At 71.3% G+C, this 18,612-nt stretch carries 16 protein-coding genes and 1 tRNA gene; 6 read left to right on the forward strand and 11 right to left on the reverse strand.

From position 1 onward, the window contains the following. Window positions 1–202: pyridoxal-phosphate dependent enzyme (locus GV126_RS14720; protein ID WP_159666582.1), on the reverse strand; the 202-nt coding region annotated here is incomplete at its 3' end. Window positions 203–360: 158 nt separating this feature from the next. Between GV126_RS14720 and GV126_RS14725 the strand changes: the two genes are divergently transcribed. The 3 genes from GV126_RS14725 to GV126_RS14735 all read left to right on the forward strand — a co-directional run bounded on the left by GV126_RS14725 (window position 361) and on the right by GV126_RS14735 (window position 4,010). Continuing rightward, window positions 361–1,386: an SGNH/GDSL hydrolase family protein gene (locus GV126_RS14725; protein WP_185948249.1), complete on the forward strand. Its 1,026-nt coding sequence runs from the start codon at window positions 361–363 to the stop codon at window positions 1,384–1,386. A 264-nt stretch (window positions 1,387–1,650) separates the two neighbouring features. Beyond that, window positions 1,651–2,868, forward strand: a complete 1,218-nt coding sequence (locus GV126_RS14730) for an acetyl-CoA C-acetyltransferase (protein WP_159666585.1) — start codon at window positions 1,651–1,653, stop codon at window positions 2,866–2,868. Between the two features lie 311 nt (window positions 2,869–3,179). Further along, the gene (locus GV126_RS14735) at window positions 3,180–4,010 is read left to right on the forward strand and encodes a hypothetical protein (protein WP_159666588.1); all 831 of its coding nucleotides are present in this window, start codon (window positions 3,180–3,182) and stop codon (window positions 4,008–4,010) included. 109 nt (window positions 4,011–4,119) lie between these two features. On the opposite strand, the gene GV126_RS14740 is transcribed toward GV126_RS14735, so the two are convergent. Beyond that, the gene (locus GV126_RS14740) at window positions 4,120–4,431 is read right to left on the reverse strand and encodes a hypothetical protein (protein ID WP_185948250.1); all 312 of its coding nucleotides are present in this window, start codon (window positions 4,429–4,431) and stop codon (window positions 4,120–4,122) included. A gap of 101 nt (window positions 4,432–4,532) precedes the next feature. On the opposite strand from GV126_RS14740, the gene GV126_RS14745 reads away from it, so the two are divergent. Then, the gene (locus tag GV126_RS14745; protein ID WP_028421748.1) at window positions 4,533–4,760 is read left to right on the forward strand and encodes a DUF4287 domain-containing protein; all 228 of its coding nucleotides are present in this window, start codon (window positions 4,533–4,535) and stop codon (window positions 4,758–4,760) included. A gap of 132 nt (window positions 4,761–4,892) precedes the next feature. Here GV126_RS14745 and GV126_RS14750 read toward each other — a convergent pair whose 3' ends face one another. From GV126_RS14750 to GV126_RS14760, 3 genes are all read right to left on the reverse strand, one after another. Further along, the gene (locus GV126_RS14750) at window positions 4,893–5,819 is read right to left on the reverse strand and encodes a Bax inhibitor-1/YccA family protein (protein WP_159666591.1); all 927 of its coding nucleotides are present in this window, start codon (window positions 5,817–5,819) and stop codon (window positions 4,893–4,895) included. 134 nt (window positions 5,820–5,953) lie between these two features. Continuing rightward, window positions 5,954–7,129: a 4-hydroxybenzoate 3-monooxygenase gene (locus tag GV126_RS14755; RefSeq protein ID WP_159666594.1), complete on the reverse strand. Its 1,176-nt coding sequence runs from the start codon at window positions 7,127–7,129 to the stop codon at window positions 5,954–5,956. A 384-nt stretch (window positions 7,130–7,513) separates the two neighbouring features. Then, window positions 7,514–7,596, reverse strand: a tRNA-Leu gene (locus tag GV126_RS14760). A 484-nt stretch (window positions 7,597–8,080) separates the two neighbouring features. Here GV126_RS14760 and GV126_RS14765 point away from each other — a divergent pair. Beyond that, window positions 8,081–8,851 carry an ABC transporter ATP-binding protein gene (locus GV126_RS14765; protein WP_159666596.1) on the forward strand — a complete coding sequence of 257 codons (771 nt, stop codon included), beginning with the start codon at window positions 8,081–8,083 and terminating at the stop codon, window positions 8,849–8,851. 58 nt (window positions 8,852–8,909) lie between these two features. Continuing rightward, the gene (locus GV126_RS14770; RefSeq protein ID WP_159666598.1) at window positions 8,910–11,438 is read left to right on the forward strand and encodes an ABC transporter permease; all 2,529 of its coding nucleotides are present in this window, start codon (window positions 8,910–8,912) and stop codon (window positions 11,436–11,438) included. A gap of 59 nt (window positions 11,439–11,497) precedes the next feature. Here the strand turns inward: GV126_RS14770 and GV126_RS14775 are convergent, their stop codons facing one another. From GV126_RS14775 to eno, 6 genes are all read right to left on the reverse strand, one after another. Further along, window positions 11,498–12,808 (reverse strand): SAM-dependent methyltransferase, encoded by a 1,311-nt coding sequence (locus tag GV126_RS14775; RefSeq protein ID WP_159666601.1) that lies wholly within the window; start codon window positions 12,806–12,808, stop codon window positions 11,498–11,500. Between the two features lie 265 nt (window positions 12,809–13,073). Continuing rightward, window positions 13,074–14,459 (reverse strand): NAD(P)/FAD-dependent oxidoreductase, encoded by a 1,386-nt coding sequence (locus tag GV126_RS14780; RefSeq protein ID WP_159666604.1) that lies wholly within the window; start codon window positions 14,457–14,459, stop codon window positions 13,074–13,076. A 514-nt stretch (window positions 14,460–14,973) separates the two neighbouring features. After that, window positions 14,974–15,915, reverse strand: coding sequence for a Ppx/GppA phosphatase family protein (locus GV126_RS14785; protein WP_159666607.1), 942 nt, complete (start codon window positions 15,913–15,915; stop codon window positions 14,974–14,976). Then, the gene (locus GV126_RS14790) at window positions 15,912–16,460 is read right to left on the reverse strand and encodes a DUF501 domain-containing protein (RefSeq protein ID WP_159666610.1); all 549 of its coding nucleotides are present in this window, start codon (window positions 16,458–16,460) and stop codon (window positions 15,912–15,914) included. Before GV126_RS14790 ends, GV126_RS14785 begins: the two co-directional genes overlap by 4 nt. Window positions 16,461–16,486: 26 nt before the next feature. Continuing rightward, the gene (locus GV126_RS14795; protein WP_159666613.1) at window positions 16,487–16,972 is read right to left on the reverse strand and encodes an FtsB family cell division protein; all 486 of its coding nucleotides are present in this window, start codon (window positions 16,970–16,972) and stop codon (window positions 16,487–16,489) included. 116 nt (window positions 16,973–17,088) lie between these two features. After that, a complete protein-coding gene (eno, locus tag GV126_RS14800; protein WP_159666616.1) occupies window positions 17,089–18,378 on the reverse strand; it encodes a phosphopyruvate hydratase in 1,290 nt (429 codons plus the stop codon). Window positions 18,379–18,612 lie beyond the last annotated feature (234 nt).

The following is an 18,612-nucleotide window of genomic DNA, read 5'->3' on the forward strand; positions in this document are numbered from 1 at the left end:
CGATCGTGCCGCCCGGCTTCAGCTCGCCGCTCTGCTCGGCGGCCTCGATCATGCGCAGGGCGATGCGGTCCTTCACCGAGCCGCCCGGGTTGAAGTACTCGACCTTGGCCAGGACGGTCGCCTTCAGGCCCTTGGTGACGTTGTTGAGCCGCACCAGCGGGGTGTTGCCGACGAGGCTGATCATCGAGTCGTGGTATCGCACCGTTGTCTCCGGTCGCTGCAAAAGGTGTGGTCGTGGTGGTTCCGCCAGCGTAAGGCCGACGGGGGGCCGGGGCGGACGTTCACTCCTCGTCGCGATTGGGCGACGGCCGGTACGGGGCAAGGAGTGGATGTACGGCTAGCGGAAGGTGGCGGCGGGGCATGACGCACTTGTCGAGGGCGAGGGTGGCCCGGCGGATCGCGGCCGGCGCCGCGTACGGCGGCGGTGGGCTCGGCGTGGTCGGCGCCGCGGCCGTGGGCCTGCTGCTGGCCGAGGTGCAGCTGGCCAAGCGCCACGTGGGCAACGGCGCGGACAACCGCGTCCCCTACGCGGACGGCGTGTACGGCCTGGGCTACGACACCCCCGGTGAGCCGCCGCTGGCCCTGACCATGCTGGGCGACTCCACGGCCGCCGGCCAGGGCGTCCACCGGGCCGGGCAGACGCCGGGCGCGCTGCTGGCCTCGGGGCTGGCGGCGGTGGCCGAGCGCCCGGTGCGGCTGTGCAACGTCGCGGTGCCCGGCGCCCAGTCCGACGACCTGGACCGCCAGGTGGAGCTGGTGCTGGAGGACCCGGACCGGGTGCCCGACGTCTGCGTCATCATGATCGGCGCCAACGACGTCACCCACCGCATGCCCCCGACCCGCTCGGTGCGCCACCTGTCGTCGGCGGTGCGGCGGCTGCGCACCGCGGGCGCGGAGGTGGTGGTCGGCACCTGCCCGGATCTGGGGACCATCGAGCCGGTGCAGCAGCCGCTGCGCTGGCTGGCCCGCCGCGCCTCCCGGCAGCTCGCCGCGGCGCAGACGATCGGGGTGGTGGAGCAGGGGGGCCGCACGGTGTCGCTGGGCGACCTGCTGGGCCCGGAGTTCGCGGCGAACCCGCGGGAGCTGTTCGGCCCCGACAACTACCACCCGTCCGCCGAGGGGTACGCCACGGCGGCGATGGCCGTGCTGCCGACGGTGTGCGCGGCGCTGGGCCTGTGGCCGGCGGAGGAGGAGCGGCCGGACGTCTCGCGGCAGGAGGGCTTCCTGCCGGTGGCCCGGGCGGCGGCCCAGGCGGCGTCCGAGGCCGGTACGGAGGTCACCGCGGCGATGCCGACCGGGCCGCGGGGTCCCTGGGCACTGCTCAAGCGGCGCCGGCGGCGCCGGGTGCCGGAGCCGCAGCCGGCGCCCGCCGCTCCGTCGGTGTGACGGGGGCACCCCGCGGGGACCGGCTGGAGACCCCGGCGGACACCGGGCAGGTTCGGCAAGGACGGAGGAGGAACCGGGCAGGGACCGCACAGCCCACCAAAGCAAGCACGCCAACAAAAGCAAGCGCTTAGAAAGTTGCGGCGAGGATCACACCGCCATGGCCGTGACCCCGCTCATACGTCCGGGTAACTTCCAAGCAGCCCCGCCGTGTCGCACGCGTGCGGCACTCGTCCACCGCTCGTCCACTCTGCCCATGGAGCCGTGATGCCCGAAGCCGTGATCGTCTCGACCGCCCGCTCCCCCATCGGCCGCGCCGTCAAGGGCTCCCTGAAGGACCTGCGCCCCGACGACCTGACCGCCACGATCATCCAGGCCGCGCTGGCCAAGATCCCCGAGCTGGACCCCAAGGACATCGACGACCTGATGCTCGGCTGCGGCCTGCCCGGCGGTGAGCAGGGGCACAACCTCGGCCGGATCGTCGCCGTGCAGATGGGCATGGACCACCTGCCCGGCTGCACCATCACCCGCTACTGCTCCTCCTCGCTGCAGACCTCCCGCATGGCGCTGCACGCCATCAGGGCCGGCGAGGGCGACGTCTTCATCTCGGCCGGCGTCGAGATGGTCTCGCGGTACGCCCACGGCAGTTCCGACATCCCCGGCACGCACAACCCGCTGTTCGCCGAGGCCGAGGCCCGCACCGCCGCCGTCGCCGAGTCGGAGGGCTCCACCTGGCACGACCCGCGCGAGGACGGCCTGCTGCCCGACCCGTACATCGCGATGGGCCAGACCGCGGAGAACCTCGCCCGCCTCAAGGGCATCACCCGGCAGGAGATGGACGAGTTCGGGGTCCGCTCGCAGAACCTGGCCGAGGAGGCCATCAAGAACGGCTTCTGGGAGCGCGAGATCACCCCGGTGACCCTGCCGGACGGCACCGTGATCTCCAAGGACGACGGCCCGCGCCCGGGCGTGACCATGGAGGGCGTGGCCGGGCTCAAGCCGGTCTTCCGCCCCGACGGCCTGGTCACCGCGGGCAACTGCTGCCCGCTCAACGACGGCGCCGCCGCCCTGGTCATCATGTCCGACACCAAGGCCCGCGAGCTGGGCCTGACCCCGCTGGCCCGGATCGTCTCCACGGGCGTGTCCGGCCTGTCCCCGGAGATCATGGGCCTCGGCCCGGTGGAGGCCAGCAAGCAGGCGCTGCAGCGCGCCGGGCTGACCATCGACGACATCGACCTGGTGGAGATCAACGAGGCGTTCGCCGCCCAGGTGATCCCCTCCTACCGGGAGCTGGGCATCCCGCTGGAGAAGCTGAACGTCAACGGCGGCGCCATCGCCGTCGGCCACCCCTTCGGCATGACCGGCGCCCGCATCACCGGCACGCTGATCAACTCCCTGCAGTGGCACGACAAGCAGTTCGGCCTGGAGACCATGTGCGTCGGCGGCGGCCAGGGCATGGCGATGGTCATCGAGCGCCTGAGCTGACCGACGCGCCGCGCCGGGCGCGGGTGAAACACCGTCAGTGCCCCCTATAGCACCCAGCGTGAGAGAACGGCCCGGAATCCAAGAAAGCCCTGGATTCCGGGCCGTTCTGTGATCCAATCTCCCCCAGAGTGTGACCTATCTCCCTCCGGAAGGGGATCTTCGCAGGTCAGCGACGCGCCACCCGGCGGCGCAAGCGTCCCACAAGCCGCATTTCTGCCCGTTTCGTGACGTTACGCACTGACAGCTGGATAGTCCACCCTTCAAGCTGATGTAGGAAGTCGGGGGTCGACCTTGAACCCGGGAGTACGTCAGTGAGCGCCATGCCGATCGCCCTGCTGGTCACCACGGCCGCCACCGGCGCCGTGGGTGTCGCCGTCCTGTGCACCCTGGTGAAGCTGCGCCGCCAGGTCACGGCTCTGCACACCCAGCTTGCCGAGAACCACGCCGCCACCGCACGCGCCCTGCTGCCCGCCGCCCGCACCGACGCGGACACCGAGCGGATACGCGCCGCCGTGGTCGCGGCGCTCGCGGAGGAGCGGGAGCGCGAGCTGGCCGAGGCGCGCGCCTTCTGGGCCGCGCAGGAGGCGCGGGACGCCTCCGACGCGCCGCCGCTGCTCGGGCTGTCCGACCTCTCGCCGGCCGACGGCGAGCTGTTCCTGCCCCGTCAGGCGGACTTCGCGGCGTTCGACCACCTGGAGCCGGTGGCCGAGCCCGGCGCGGACCCCGACGAGCCCACCGGCCGGGACGGGGCCCAGGCGGGCGGCGAGTCCGCCGAGCTGGCCGCGGCCCGTCGCCGCCACCCCTCGCACCCGGACTTCACCCCGCGCCCCTCGCCGGTCGTCGGCGACCACGAGAGCACGGTGGCCACGCTGGAGCAGCTGGCCACCTCCGGCACGGAGCTGGCCGACGTGCGCCCCGGCCCGCTGGGCACCCTCGACGTCTACGTCTTCGCCGACGGCACGACCCTGTGCATGACGCCCGGCCACCGCGAGACCGCGGAGCGCCTGGCCGACGCCGTGCGCGCGGGCCGGTCCCCGGTGCTGCTGGGCGGCTCGGGCGTCTCCGGGGCCTACACCCTGACCTTCTCCTGCGGCGAGGAGAACGTGTACATCCTGGCGGACCGCATCATCGCCTCGCTGTGACGCGCCCGCGCGGGGCGCACCGCGCCCCGCCGCACGCGGGAACCGCCCCGCGCCCTCGCAGACACTCGCAGACACAGGCGTCGCCTGCCCGCCCCTGCCGGCACAGCCGTCACACGCCCGCCCGCTGCTGCGCCTCCGTCACCAGCCGTACGGCCTCCGCGACCTCTTCCTCGTTCTTCAGTACGAGGGCCAGGTCGTGTCCGGCGACGGTGATCTGGTCCGCGGCCGCGAACATCCCGGCGTCGGGCATCTGACGCGGCTCGCGTCCGGGGAACTCCACGAGCTGGGCCCACCTCGCCAACTCCCTGGCCAGCTCCAGCGCCGCGGCCGCCGCGCCGCGCTGCAACCGGCTCTGCGGTGCCGCCCGCAGCCGGTCCGCGAAGTGATCCACCGCCCGGGTCAGAGATGTCGTGTCCACCACGCCGCGAGCGTACGCGCCCGACCGGGACTGTTGCCAATACGCCAACACTCAGGCACGGTGACGTGAAGGACCGGCATCATCGAACGCGTCCGGAGGCGCCGATGTCCCAAGTGTTCTCCGAGGAAACCCATCGCAACCTGCTCGCCCGCATCCCCGAGTGCACCGGTCGTGAAGTCGCCGACTGGCTGCGCACCGTCGAAGAAGGCCCCGCGCTCGGCTTCGAGGAGAAGCTCAGCTGGCTCCGCCACGAGCACAACCTCGCGTACGGCCACGCCAAGGCGATCATCCACGAGTACGACCTGAGGAGGGCCGCGCGCAAGCTGGTCTAGGCGACAGGATGCCGGCAGGCAGACAGCGACGACGCCGAGACGAGCGGACACGACGAAGGGCCCCGGGAGGAGATCCCGGGGCCCTTCGCGGTGCCCGGCCGCGCGGCGGCCCGGCGCGGTGGCGGCGGTGCGCTAGTCGTTCTGGTTGAGGATCGCCAGGATCCGCAGGAACTCCAGGTAGATCCACACCAGCGTCAGGGTGAGGCCGAACGCGGCCAGCCACGCCTCCTGGCGCGGGGCGCCGTAGGCCACCCCGTCCTCGACCTGCTTGAAGTCCAGGGCGAGGAAGCAGGCGCCGAGGACGACGCCGACGATGCCGAAGAAGATGCCGAGGCCGCCGCTGCGGAAGCCGAGCCCGTCACCGCCGCCGAACACGGCGAACAGCAGGTTCACCATCATCAGCAGCACGAAGCCGAGGGCCGCCGCCATCACGAAGCCGTAGAAGCGCCGGTTGACGCGGATCCAGCCCGCCTTGTAGGCGACCAGCACCGCCGCGAAGACCGCCATCGTGCCGAGCACGGCCTGCATGGCCGCGCCGCTCGCGATGCGGTTGTCGATGACGCTGGAGACGACACCGAGGAAGACGCCCTCGAACGCCGCGTAGGCCAGGATCAGCGCGGGCGAGGCCTTGCGCTTGAAGGACTGGACGAAGCCCAGCACCATCGCGATCAGCGCGGCGCCGACGCCCAGGCCGTAGGAACGGTTGATGTTCGCGTCGTCCACCGGCAGCAGTGCCCAGGCCAGGGCGGCGGTGACGACGAGCACGCCGAGCGTGGACGCCGTGCGCACCACGACGTCGTCCATCGTCATCCGGCCGGTGCCGGCCGGGGCCTGCGCCGGTGCGCCGTACTGCAGGTCCTGCTGGGCGTAGGGGTTCTGAGCGTAGGGATTCTGCGCGTAGGGGTTCCCGCTCGGCTGGGCGTACGGGTTGCCCTGCGCGTACGGGTTGCCCTGCGTGCCGGCAGCGGGGCCCCCGGCCTGCGGCGCGGTGTTGAAGCCCGCGTAGCCGTTGTCGCGGCTGAACCCCCGTCGCGAGAAGACCGGGTTTCTGCTCCTCATCTCACTCCTCCATGGCCGCACGGCGCGACCTTGGCTCAAGAGTAATGGAAAGGCAAAGGATCGACCTGATACCTGTGGAGGATCTTTCCCTCTCCGGGCCGAGGAACACGCTACGTCAGGGCGACGGCAGCGGGTCAGTCGATCGGGAAGCCGGTGTACCCCTCGGCGAGGTCGGTCTCGGCGGCCCGGCAGGAGGCGATCCGGTCCAGGCGGGCCAGTTGCAGCCGCTCCTCGAAGGGGGTGGCGTCCGGGTCGCGGTGCAGCATCGTGGTCATGTCGTAGCTGAACCGCTCCGCCTGCCACACGCGCCGCAGGCAGTGCGCCGAGTAGGCGTCCAGCAGCTCCTCCGAGCCGGTCTGCCGCCGGTGCACCAGGGCCCGGGCGAAGGTGATGACGTCCCCGACGGCGAGGTTGAGGCCCTTGGCGCCGGTGGGCGGCACGATGTGGGCGGCGTCGCCCGCGAGGAACAGCCGTCCGTGGCGCATCGGCTCGTGGACGAAGGAGCGCATCGGGGTCACCGACTTCTGGGTGATCGGCCCGCGCCGGAGCGTCCAGTCGTCGTCCGTCTCGAACCGCCGCTCCAGCTCGTCCCAGATCTCCTCGTCGGTCCAGCTCCGCGCGTCGGTGTCGGCGGGGACCTGGAGGGAGAGCCGGGAGACCGAGGGCGAGCGCATGGACAGCAGGGCGAAGCCGCGCTCGTGGCGGGCGTAGATCAGCTCGTCGTGCGAGGGGGGCACGTCGGCGAGGATGCCGAGCCACCCGAAGGGGTACGTCCGCTCGAACACCCGGGACAGCTCGGCGGGGATCGCCTTGCGGGCCACGCCCCAGAAGCCGTCGCACCCGACGACGTACTCGCACTCCAGGACGTCCTCGCGTCCCTCGCGCCGGAACCGCACGGACGGCCGGTCGCTCTCGGCGCCCTCCACGGCCAGCGCCTCCGCCTCGAACAGCAGCGGCCCGCCCTCCTTGAGCTGCAGGGCGATGAGGTCCTTGCAGACCTCCGTCTGGGCGTAGACCATCACGGACCGGCCACCGGTCAGGCCGGGGAAGTCCACGCGGTGCCGGCGCCGGTCGAAGCGCAGCTCGATGCCGTCGTGCCGCAGCCCCTCGCGGTCCATCCGCTCCCCGGCCCCGGCCGCGCGCAGCGCGTCCACGGTGCCCTGCTCCAGGATCCCGGCGCGCTGCCGCTGCTCGACGTAGGCGCGGTCACGGCTCTCCAGGACGACCGAGTCGATTCCGGCGTTGTGGAGCAGCCGGGCCAGGAGCAGGCCGGCGGGTCCGGCTCCGATGATGCCGACGGTGGTGCGCATCGGTCGTTTCCCTTCGGTGGGCGTCTTTGCCGCGGTCGGACGGGGGTCGGGGAGAGGTGTGCACGGCCGGTGATCGAGGAGAGGCGTGCACCAGGTGGCGTTGATCCAGCAGCGTTCGCCTGGTGAAGTTTCCTTCACCCGTGCTTGCCCATGAGTTTCCGTCGGGCCACATCCGATGTCAATGGTTCGGCGGACACGCGAACGCGTACATGGCTGCCCGGCCCGGGCATCGGCCTGGCCGCGCAGCCGCTGATGCTCACGGTTCAGAGGCGTCGCACCACCGGCGGAGTCGGTCCGCGGCGTCCCACCCGGCCGCGCACCCGCGCGCGAAACGGCACCCCTGCCGGCCGCTGCCGGCGGGCGGGGTGCCGTGAAAGACGGAGGTGCCCGGAACCGGACTCGAACCGGTACGCCCGCGAGGGGCAGCGAGGTTTAAGCTCGCCGTGTCTGCATTCCACCATCCGGGCAGGCCATGGGCTCCGCGCTGAGGTTCCGAGCCTATCGGGAGGCGTCCCCCGAACAGCGGACGGACGGACCGATGTTGTCTTATTTTATTGATGTCTGAGGGTGCATCAGACCGGAAGCGGACCCCTCGGCACCTGCCAGTAGCCTTGCGGGTCGCCGGCGGCCGCGCATGCGGAATGACGGAATTTCACCGTCCCGGAAAGGACCGTCCTCCCCGCCCTCACCGTTCTTCCTCCCGACGGCTTCGCACGGCCCTCCGATTTCTCTCCGCTCCCCTTTCCGGGGAGGGCCGTCCCTTGACGGTCTCAGGGACGGGGGTCATCCCCAGGTATGACACGAGGCGGTCCCGGTCCGACCCGAGTCGGCCCCCGGAACGGGAACAGCGTCTGACTTCACCGGGCGCGGCGGCGGAGACGATGGGTGCACACCCCTGAAAGACCTCTCAAGACCTCGCAAGCATCGTCGTCCCGTCAGGAGCGCTCACCCGTGACCACCTCTTCCTTCGCCGGCCGGACCACCGCCGTGGCCGCGCGCGCCACGGATCTGTCGAAGATCTACGGACAGGGCGAGACCCAGGTGGTCGCCCTGGACCGGGTCTCCGTGGACTTCGCGCAGGGCGAGTTCACCGCGATCATGGGCCCGTCGGGGTCCGGCAAGTCCACACTGATGCACTGCGTGGCCGGGCTGGACACCTTCTCCTCCGGTTCGGTGCGCATCGGCGACACCGAGCTGGGGTCCCTGAAGGACAAGCAGCTCACCCGGTTGCGCCGGGACAAGATCGGCTTCATCTTCCAGGCGTTCAACCTGCTGCCCACCCTGACGGCCCTGGAGAACATCACCCTCCCCATGGACATCGCGGGCCGCAAGCCGGACAAGCAGTGGCTGGACTCGGTGATCGACATGGTCGGGCTGTCCGGGCGGCTGGGGCACCGGCCCTCGCAGCTGTCCGGCGGCCAGCAGCAGCGCGTGGCCGTCGCCCGCGCGCTGGCCTCCAAGCCGGAGATCGTCTTCGGTGACGAGCCCACCGGGAACCTGGACTCGCGCTCGGGTGCCGAGGTGCTCGGGTTCCTGCGCAATTCGGTGCGGCAGCTCGGCCAGACCGTGGTGATGGTCACCCACGACCCGGTGGCGGCGGCGTACGCGGACCGGGTGGTGTTCCTCGCGGACGGCCGGATCGTGGACGAGGTGTACGGGCCCACGGCCGACGCCGTACTCGACCGGATGAAGCAGTTCGACGCCAAGGGCCGCGTCAGCTGACCCCACCGGACGCGACCACGGCCCACCCCCACCTCGTACCCCTGGACTGAGACAGACCATGTTCCGCACCGCCTTGCGCAACGTCCTCGCGCACAAGGCCCGGCTCCTCATGACCGTGCTCGCCGTGATGCTCGGCGTCGCCTTCGTGTCGGGGACCCTGGTCTTCACCAACACCCTCTCCGGCGCCCTGGAGAACAGCGCCGCCAAGGGCTTCGACCATGTCGACGTGGCCGTCGAGCCCGAGTACCAGGAGGGCCGGGGCGACCGGGTCGGCAGGACCCCGGAGCTGACCCAGGCCGTCCTGGACACCAGTGCCCGCGTTCCCGGAGCCGCCTCCGCCCTCGGCGTCGTCAAGGGCTTCACCGCCATCGCCGACAAGGACGGCAAGCTCATCGGCGGCGGCTTCCGCTCCGAGGGCGGCAACTACTGGGGGACGAAGGACCCCCGCTACCCGCTCACCGCGGGCACCGCGCCGCACGGCGCGGGCCAGGTCCTCATCGACTCCGAGACCGCCCGGCGGGCCGGCTACCGGGTCGGCGACACCGTGCGCATCTCCGTCGACGGCCCGGTGCTGACCCCGAGGATCAGCGGCATCTTCACCACCGACGACGGCAACGTCACCGCCGGCGGCAGCCTCGCGCTGTTCGACACGGCCACCGCCCAGAAGCTGTTCGGCAAGCCGGGCACGTACGACGAGATCGACGTCAAGGCGAAGGCGGGCACCAGCCAGAGCGCGCTGAAGGCGCAGCTGGACGCGGCGCTGCCGAAGGACAGCACGCGGACCACCACCGCGCACAAGCTCGCCGACGACCAGGCGCGCGCCATCTCCGACTCGATGAGCAGCATGAAGAACGGCCTGCTGGTCTTCGCCGGGATCGCGCTGTTCGTCGGCACGTTCATCATCGCCAACACCTTCACCATGCTGGTCGCCCAGCGCACCAAGGAGCTGGCGCTGCTGCGCGCGGTCGGCGCCTCGCGCCGGCAGGTGACCCGGTCGGTGCTGATCGAGGCGTTCGTGGTGGGCACGGTCGCCGCCGTCGTCGGACTGGTCGCCGGCATCGGCATCGGCGCGGGGATGCGCTCGCTGATGGAGTCGTTCGGTGCCACGGTGCCCGACGGGCCGCTGGTCGTGACCCCCGGCACGGTCGCCGCCGCCCTCGCGGTCGGCATCCTGGTGACCATGCTGGCGGCGTGGCTGCCCGGCCGGCGGGCCGCGAAGATCCCGCCGGTGGCGGCGATGAGCAGCCTCCACGCCCAGGCCACCACCAAGTCGCTGGTGCTGCGCAACACCCTGGGCGCGCTGCTGGCGGCGGCCGGCATCGCGGTGGTCCTGGCGGCCACCACGATGAGCGGCGACTCCGGTCAGGCCCCCATGGGGCTGGGCGCCGTGCTGCTGATCATCGGGGTGTTCGTGCTGACCCCGCTGCTGTCCCGTCCGCTGATCGCGGCCAGTGCGCCGCTCCTGCGCGTCTTCGGCGTCGCGGGCAAGCTGGCCCGGCAGAACTCGGTGCGCAACCCGCGCCGCACGGCGGCCACCGCCTCCGCGCTGATGATCGGGCTGACCCTGATCACCGGCATGACGGTGATCGCGGGCAGCCTGCAGCACGGGATCGACAAGATGGCCTCCGCCGCGATCCGCGCCGACTACGTGGTGTCCATGGCCAACGGCAACGGCCTCTCCCCGGACGTGGACCGGAAGCTGAGGAGCACCGAGGGCGTCACCGCCACCAGCCCGCTGCGCAACGCCGCCTCCCGCATCGACGGCGAGACGGAGTACCTGACCGGCGTGAACGGCGCGGCGATCGGCGAGCTGACCGACCTGAAGGTCGACGAGGGCTCCTTCACGGTCGGCGGCACCGAGGTCGTGGTGGACCGCACCACCGCCGAGGACCACCACTGGAGCGCCGGTTCGCACTTCACCGTCTCCTACGAGGACGGCAAGAAGCAGCGGCTCACCGTCGCCGGTGTCTACGAGGGCAACGAGATGATCCGCGGCATCATGCTCGACAACGCCACCCTCGCCCCGCACCAGTCGGACCCGACCGACATGCAGGTCATGGTCAAGACGGCCGACGGCACCTCCGGCGCCGTCAAGGACCGGCTGGCCGAGGCGCTCGGCTCCAACCCGGCGATCAAGATCCAGAACAAGAAGGACATCTCCAACGAGATCGCGCAGACGTTCACCCTGGTGCTGAACATGCTCTACGGCCTGCTCGCCATGGCGGTGATCGTGGCGGTCCTCGGTGTCGTCAACACCCTGGCCATGTCGGTGTTCGAGCGGGCGCAGGAGATCGGCATGCTCCGCGCGATCGGCCTGGACCGGACGGGCATCAAGCGCATGGTGCGCCTCGAGTCCCTGGTGATCTCGCTGTTCGGCGGGGTGCTGGGCATCGGCCTGGGCGTGTTCTTCGGCTGGGCGGCCGGTCAGCTGCTCGGTACCAGCCTGACGACGTACGAGCTGGTCCTGCCCTGGGGGCGAATCGTGGTCTTCCTGCTGCTGGCGGCGGTGGTCGGCGTGCTGGCGGCGCTGTGGCCGGCCCGGCGCGCGGCCCGGCTGAACATGCTGCAGGCCATCAAGTCCGAGTAGCACCCCGCCCGCACGAAAGGGCCCCGTTCCGGCGACCGGAACGGGGCCCTCGCGCCTGGCTACGCCGTCGGCACGCCCCAGGTACGCGCGCGCAGCGGCATCCCCGAGTCACCGGATTCGGGGGTCTTCACCGCCAGCACCTGGTTGACGCCGATGCGGTTGCGTTCGAAGGACAGCGCGGAGGCCGCCATGTACAGCCGCCACACGCGGGCCCGGCCGGGGCTGGTGAGCCGGACCGCCTCGTCCCAGTTGGCCTCCAGGTTGGCCACCCAGCGGCGCAGGGTGTGGGCGTAGTGCTCGCGGATGGCCTCCACGTCGCGCACCTCGAACCCGGCCCGCTCCAGCTGGGTGACGGTGGTGCCGATGGGAGCGAGTTCGCCGTCGGGGAAGACGTAGGCGTCGATGAACTCGTCCACCCGGTACGCCGACTCGTCGCGCTGCGGGCGGCGGCCGATCTGGTGGTTGAGCAGCCGCCCGCCGGGCTTGAGCAGGGCGTACAGGTCGCTCGCGTACTCCAGGTAGCGGGCGGCGCCGACGTGTTCGGCCATCCCGATGGAGGAGATGGCGTCGTACGGCCCGTCGGCCACGTCCCGGTAGTCCTGGACGCGGATCTCCACCTGGTCGGTCAGGCCCTCGTCGGCGACCCGCTTGCGGCCGTAGGCGGCCTGTTCCTGGGAGAGGGTCACGCCGACCACGCGCACGCCGTGCTCGCGGGCGGCGTGGATCGCCATGGAGCCCCAGCCGCAGCCCACGTCCAGCAGTCGCTGACCGGGCTTCAGGTCCAGCTTGCGGCAGATGAGTTCCAGCTTGTCCCGCTGGGCCTGCTCCAGGGTGGCCTCGGGCTCGGGGGCCGGCCAGTAGGCGCAGGAGTACACCATGGACGGGCCGAGAACGAGTTCGTAGAAGTCGTTGCCGACGTCGTAGTGGTGGCTGATGGCGCGCTTGTCGGTGCGCCGGGTGTGCAGGTGGGAGGGGCGGCGGCGGACCTCCTCGGCCGGCGGGGAGGGCGGCAGGGGCAGCCCCGCCATCTTCACCAGACCCCGCACGGCGGCCCGGGCCTCGGGGGCACGCAGTGTGGCGGCGAGCCCGCGGGCGTCCTCGCCGCGCTCCCAGATCATGCCGGAGAGCAGGTCCAGGGCGGTGTAGAGGTCGCCCTCGACGGTCAGGTCGCCGGACACCCAGGCGCGGGCCAGGCCCAGTTCACCGGGCTTGAACAGCAGCCGGCGCAGGGCGCGCCGGTTGCGTACGACCAGCACCGGCGTCCCGGGCGGGCCGGACTCCGAGCCGTCCCAGGCGCGGAGGCGCACCGGAAGCGGGTTTCCCATCAACTGTTCGAGCAGTCGCGCAAGCCGCAGCGCGGCGTCGGGCATGGTGCACACCTCCGTGACGGAGAACGCCGGATGTCATCCACCACGTAAACACCAGTACGGCCCGCGCGCAGTCCCGCAATGGAGTTACGACTGGGCAAAACAGTTGCACGACCCACGCATTCGGACCACCGCGCGGTGCCCGCGAGGGCCCGAGCAACGCCTCGGGGGCCCCGCGGTCCGCGGCCCCGGCGGTGCCGGACAGGCCGAAGGGGCCGCCCGCACCACGGATGGCGGGCGGCCCCTTGGGGACGTGCGGGGCCGGGCGTCAGGACGCCTTGGCCTTCTCCTCTGGCTTGCTCGCGGCGGCGGGCACCGGGGCGGGCTTGGCGGCCTCGTAGAACTCCTCGCGGGGGTTCTCCATGGCGCCGAGGGAGACGACCTCGCGCTTGAGGAACATGCCGAGCGTCCAGTCGGCGAAGACGCGGATCTTGCGGTTCCACGTCGGCATCGCCAGGCCGTGGTAGCCGCGGTGCATGTACCAGGCGAGACGACCCTTGAGCCGGATCTTCATCTTGCCCATGACGATCATGGCGACGCCCTTGTGCAGGCCGAGGCCCGCGACCGCGCCCTTGTTGGCGTGGCTGTACTCCTTCTGCGGGAAGCCCCGCATGCCGGCCACCACGTTGTCGCCGAGGACCTTGGCCTGGCGCAGCGCGTGCTGGGCGTTCGGCGGGCACCAGGCGTTCTCGTTGCCCGCCTTGCGGCCGACGAGGTCGGGCACCTGGGCGTTGTCACCGGCGGCCCAGATGTAGTCGGTGCCCTTGACCTGGAGGGTGGGCTCGCAGTCGACGTGACCGCGCGGGCCGAGGGGCAGGCCGAAGCGGGCCAGGGCCGGGTTCGGCTTGACGCCGGCCGTCCAGACGATCGTGTTGGCGTCGACCTCGAGGCCGTTCTTGAGCACCACGTGGCCGTCGACGCAGGAGTCCATGGAGGTGGAGAGGTAGACCTCCACACCGCGGCTCTCGAGGTGCTCCTTGCCGTACTGGCCGAGCTTCGGGCCGACCTCGGGGAGGATCTTGTCGGCGGCGTCGACGAGGATGAAGCGCATGTCCTCGCGGGACACGTTCTTGTAGTACTTGGCCGCGTCCCGGGCCATGTCCTCGACCTCACCGATGGTCTCGGCGCCGGCGAAGCCGCCGCCGATGAAGACGAAGGTGAGCGCCTTGCGGCGGATCTCCTCGTCGGTGGTGGAGTCGGCCTTGTCCAGCTGCTCCAGCACGTGGTTGCGCAGGCCGATGGACTCCTCGATGCCCTTCATGCCGATGCCCTGCTCGGCGAGGCCGGGGATCGGGAAGGTGCGGGAGACCGCGCCCATGGCGATGACCAGGTAGTCGAAGGGCAGCTCGTACGCCTCGCCCACCAGCGGGGCGATCGTGGCGACCTTGCGGTCCTGGTCGATGGTGGTGACCCGACCGGTGAGGACCTCCGCCTTGGGAAGCACGCGCCGCAGCGGGACGACGACGTGACGCGGGGAGATGCTGCCGGCGGCGGCTTCGGGGAGGAAGGGCTGGTAGGTCATGTACGACCGGGGGTCGACGACCGTGACGGTCGCCTCTCCGTAGCGCATCTTCTTCAGGATGCGCCGAGCTGCGTACAGGCCTACGTACCCACCGCCTACTACGAGGATCCTGGGACGCTCCGTGGTGCTCATGGCATCGAGTATCCACCCGCCCCAGGGGGGTGCCTCGTGCGCCCCTTCACAAGCTTCGCAAGTGCCTGTGCTAAACTGCGCGGCCCACGTGACGGAGATCATGACCGCGGAAGGGAACCGGCGTCCGGTTGTGACCGTTGTCAAGGCCGCGTGAGCTGCCGCTCCGGGTCGTCGGGGACCCCCCGCGCACCCCTCGGACCGCCCGTCCGGATCCGCGGTCCGGCGCTCTGCTGAGCACTCCCGATCCCCCGCTGAGCCCCCTTGCGGGGCGGGGAACCCCCTTCGGTGGAGCGACACGACGGAATTCCTTGTGAAGAACTTCACGAAGTTTTCCGACGCGCTGTCACCGAAGGGCGTACAGGACTGCTCACCAGGGGCGCGCCACCGTCCGAAGGCGGTCGTCCGCGCCCCCGCGTCAGGCCCCGGCCAAGCGCGCCGCACCCCGCGTCGGGCCCCCACCGTACGAGCCGCGCCCCTGCGCCGGGCCACGCCCAGGCGCTGCCGCGCCCGCCTGTCAGGCCACGGACCAGGCGATGCCGTCCAGGATGTCGTGCTCGCTGACCACGACCTCCTCCGCGCCGATCCGCTCCATGATCGCCAGCAGCACCAGGGCGCCCGCCCCGATCACGTCGACCCGCCCGGGGTGCAGGGAGGGAATGGCCGCGCGCTCGGCGTGCGTGGAGCGGAGCAGCTGTCTTGTGATGTCCCGGACGCGGTCGTGGGAGACACGGGAGTGGTGGATGCGCGCGGAGTCGTACTCCGGCAGCTCCTGCGCGATCGCGGACACACTCGTCACCGAGCCCGCCAGGCCCACCAGCGTGCGCGCCCCGCGCAGCGGCACCGTCTGCTCGGCGAGGTCGAGCGCCGCCTCGACGTCCGCCCTTATCGCGGCGATCTCCTCCTCGGTGGGCGGGTCGCTCACCACGCCGTCGTGCACGAGGTGACGCTCCGTCATCCGTACGCAGCCCACGTCGACCGAGCGCGCCGCCCGCACGTGCTCCTCGCCCACGACGAACTCCGTCGAGCCGCCGCCGATGTCCACCACCAGGAACGGCTTGGCCAGATCCTCCCGGCCCGCCAGCTCCTTCGTCGCACCCGTGAACGAGAACTCGGCCTCTTGGTCGCCGGAGATGACCTCGGGTTCGACGCCGAGGATGTCCACCACCCCGCGCACGAACTCCTCCCGGTTCTCGGCGTCCCGGGAGGCGGAGGTGGCCACGAAACGCACCCGCTCGGCCCCGTGCTCCTTGATGACCTCGGCGTATTCACGGCAGGCCGCGAAGGTGCGCTCCAGCGCCTCGGGGGCGAGCCGGCCGGTGCTGTCCACGCGCTGACCGAGCCGCACGATCGTCATGCGCCGGTCCAGATCCACCAGTTCACCGGTTTCCGGATTCGCGTCCGCGACGAGCAGGCGGATGGAATTCGTCCCGCAGTCGATGGCTGCCACCCGGGTCACGCGTCACTCTCCTCGCTCGTCGTGTGCTCCTGCGGCACCTGCACGCAGGGTCCCTTGCGCCACCACTCGGGCAGCATCGCGATCGCCTCGTCGCCCAGCGGGTTCACGCCGGGGCCCGCGGCCAGGGAGTGGGCCACGAGCACGTGCAGGCACTTGACCCGGTCGGGCATGCCGCCCGCGCTGGGGAAGCCGGTCAGCTCCTCGATCTCGTCCCGGCGCCGGATGTAGTCCTCGTGCGCGGCCCGGTAGGCGGCCGCCAGCTCCGGGTCCCGCCCGAGCCGCTCGGTCATCTCCTTCATCACGCCCTCGGCCTCCAGCGTGCCGATCGCCGAGGCGGCGCGCGGGCAGGTGAGGTAGTACAGCGTCGGGAAGGGGGTGCCGTCGGGCAGCCGCGGGGCGGTCTCCACGACGTCCGGCTGGCCGCACGGGCAGCGGTGCGCGATCGCGCGCAGTCCGCGCGGGGGCCGGCCGAGCTGCAGCCTGAAGGCCTCTACGTCCGCGTCGGTGGGTTCGGTGCGCGGGGTGGGCGGCGGAGGGGTTTCCATGCCTGTGGGTAGGTCTCTCTGTCGGTTCACTGGCCGGCGGCGTCGGACTTGTCCACGCCGTACCAGACATTGATGTACCAGGGGCGGCGGGCCGTCCCCTGCTCGGCCCGGGACTGCTTGGCGGCACCCGGGTCGACCATGGTGTATCCGGTCTCGCCGGGCAGCACGTAGTGCAGCCGCTGCCGGATCTGCTGCTCGGCGTAGGCGTCGTCCTGCCAGCGCGCCTTGAGGTCGCGCAGCTGCTGGACCCGCTGCTGGGCCTGGAGCTTCTGCCGCTTGAGGTCGGCGATGTCCTCGCGCTGGGAGACGTACTGCCGCATCGGGTAGGCCAGGGCGACCACCAGGGAGCACAGCACCAGGGCGAGCAGCGCGGCGCGCCCGGTCAACCGGGAGCGGCGGGCCTGCCGGCGGGTCTGGGAGCGGTAGACCCGGGCCGCGGTCTGCTCCCCGAGCAGCCTGATCCTGGTCGCGGTGGAGAACCGGTCCCGGTCATTCCGGTCCTTCAAGGCCATGGTCCCGCCTCCCCTTCACACGTGCGTACGTCCCCGGACACGGTACGGGACCGGGTACGGGGACGTACGGACGACTGGCTAAGCCTTACTTCTTTACGGCTCAACCCTTGCTGTGCCTACTGGTTCGCGGAGCGAAACCGCGGGAAGGCGCTGCGGCCGGCGTACACCGCGGCGTCGTCGAGGATCTCCTCGATGCGCAGCAGCTGGTTGTACTTGGCGACGCGCTCGGAGCGGGCCGGGGCGCCGGTCTTGATCTGGCCGCAGTTGGTGGCGACGGCCAGGTCGGCGATGGTGACGTCCTCGGTCTCGCCGGAGCGGTGGGACATCATGCACTTGTAGCCGTTGCGCTGGGCCAGCTCGACGGCGTCCAGGGTCTCGGTCAGCGAGCCGATCTGGTTGACCTTGACCAGCAGGGCGTTGCCCGCGCCCTCCTCGATGCCCTTCTGCAGGCGCTCGGGGTTGGTGACGAACAGGTCGTCACCGACGAGCTGGACCTTGTCGCCGAGCTTGGCGGTGATGGCCTTCCAGCCCTCCCAGTCCTCCTCGCTCAGCGGGTCCTCGATGGAGACCAGCGGGTAGGCCTCGACCAGCTCGGCGTAGTACGCCGTCATCTCCTCGGCGGTGCGCTCCTTGCCCTCGAAGACGTACCGGCCGTCCTTGAAGAACTCGGTGGCGGCCACGTCCAGGGCCAGCGCGATCTGCTCGCCGGGGGTGTAGCCGGCCTCCTTGATGGCCTCCAGGATGAGGTCCAGGGCGGCGCGGTTGGACTCCAGGTTGGGGGCGAAGCCGCCCTCGTCGCCGAGGCCGGTGGACAGGCCCTTGGACTTCAGGACCTTCTTCAGGGTGTGGTACACCTCGGCGCCCCAGCGCAGGGCCTCGGAGAAGGACTCCGCGCCGATCGGGGCGATCATGAACTCCTGGATGTCCACGTTCGAGTCGGCGTGCGCGCCGCCGTTGAGGATGTTCATCATCGGCACCGGCAGCAGGTGCGCGTTCGGGCCGCCCAGGTAGCGGAAGAGAGGCAGGTCGGAGGCCTCGGAGGCGGCGTGGGCGACGGCGAGGGAGACGCCGAGGATGGCGTTGGCGCCCAGCGAGCCCTTGTTGTCGGTGGCGTCCAGATCGAACATGGCCTGGTCGATCAGGCGCTGCTCGGTGGCGTCGTAGCCGACCAGCTCCGGGCCGATCTGCTCGATCACGGCGAGGACGGCCTTCTCGACGCCCTTGCCCTGGTAGCGGCCGGCGTCGCCGTCGCGCAGCTCGATGGCCTCGAAGGCGCCGGTGGAGGCGCCGGACGGAACGGCGGCACGACCCGTGCTGCCGTCGTCGAGGCCGACCTCGACCTCGACCGTGGGGTTGCCTCGGGAGTCCAGGATTTCCCGGGCTACGACGACGTCGATGGACGGCACGAGCATCTCCTTCGTGGATGTGACGCTGAAAGTGCGGGGCTGGTGAGCCTTGCGACTAGAGCCTAACCGTCCCCGGGCGCCGGTCGGCCGACCGACCGTCCCGTGGACAGGGTGACGGTACACATTGTTCCAGCCCGGAACAAAGAGGTCCGGATCAGGTCGCTGAACGGAGGGTGAAGAGAACGGGGAGCGAAGGGGAGAACGGGGAGCGAAGGGGACGGGGAACGAAGAAGA

Source organism: Streptomyces mexicanus (assembly GCF_902506575.1).
In the GTDB taxonomy this organism is placed as follows: domain Bacteria; phylum Actinomycetota; class Actinomycetes; order Streptomycetales; family Streptomycetaceae; genus Streptomyces; species Streptomyces mexicanus.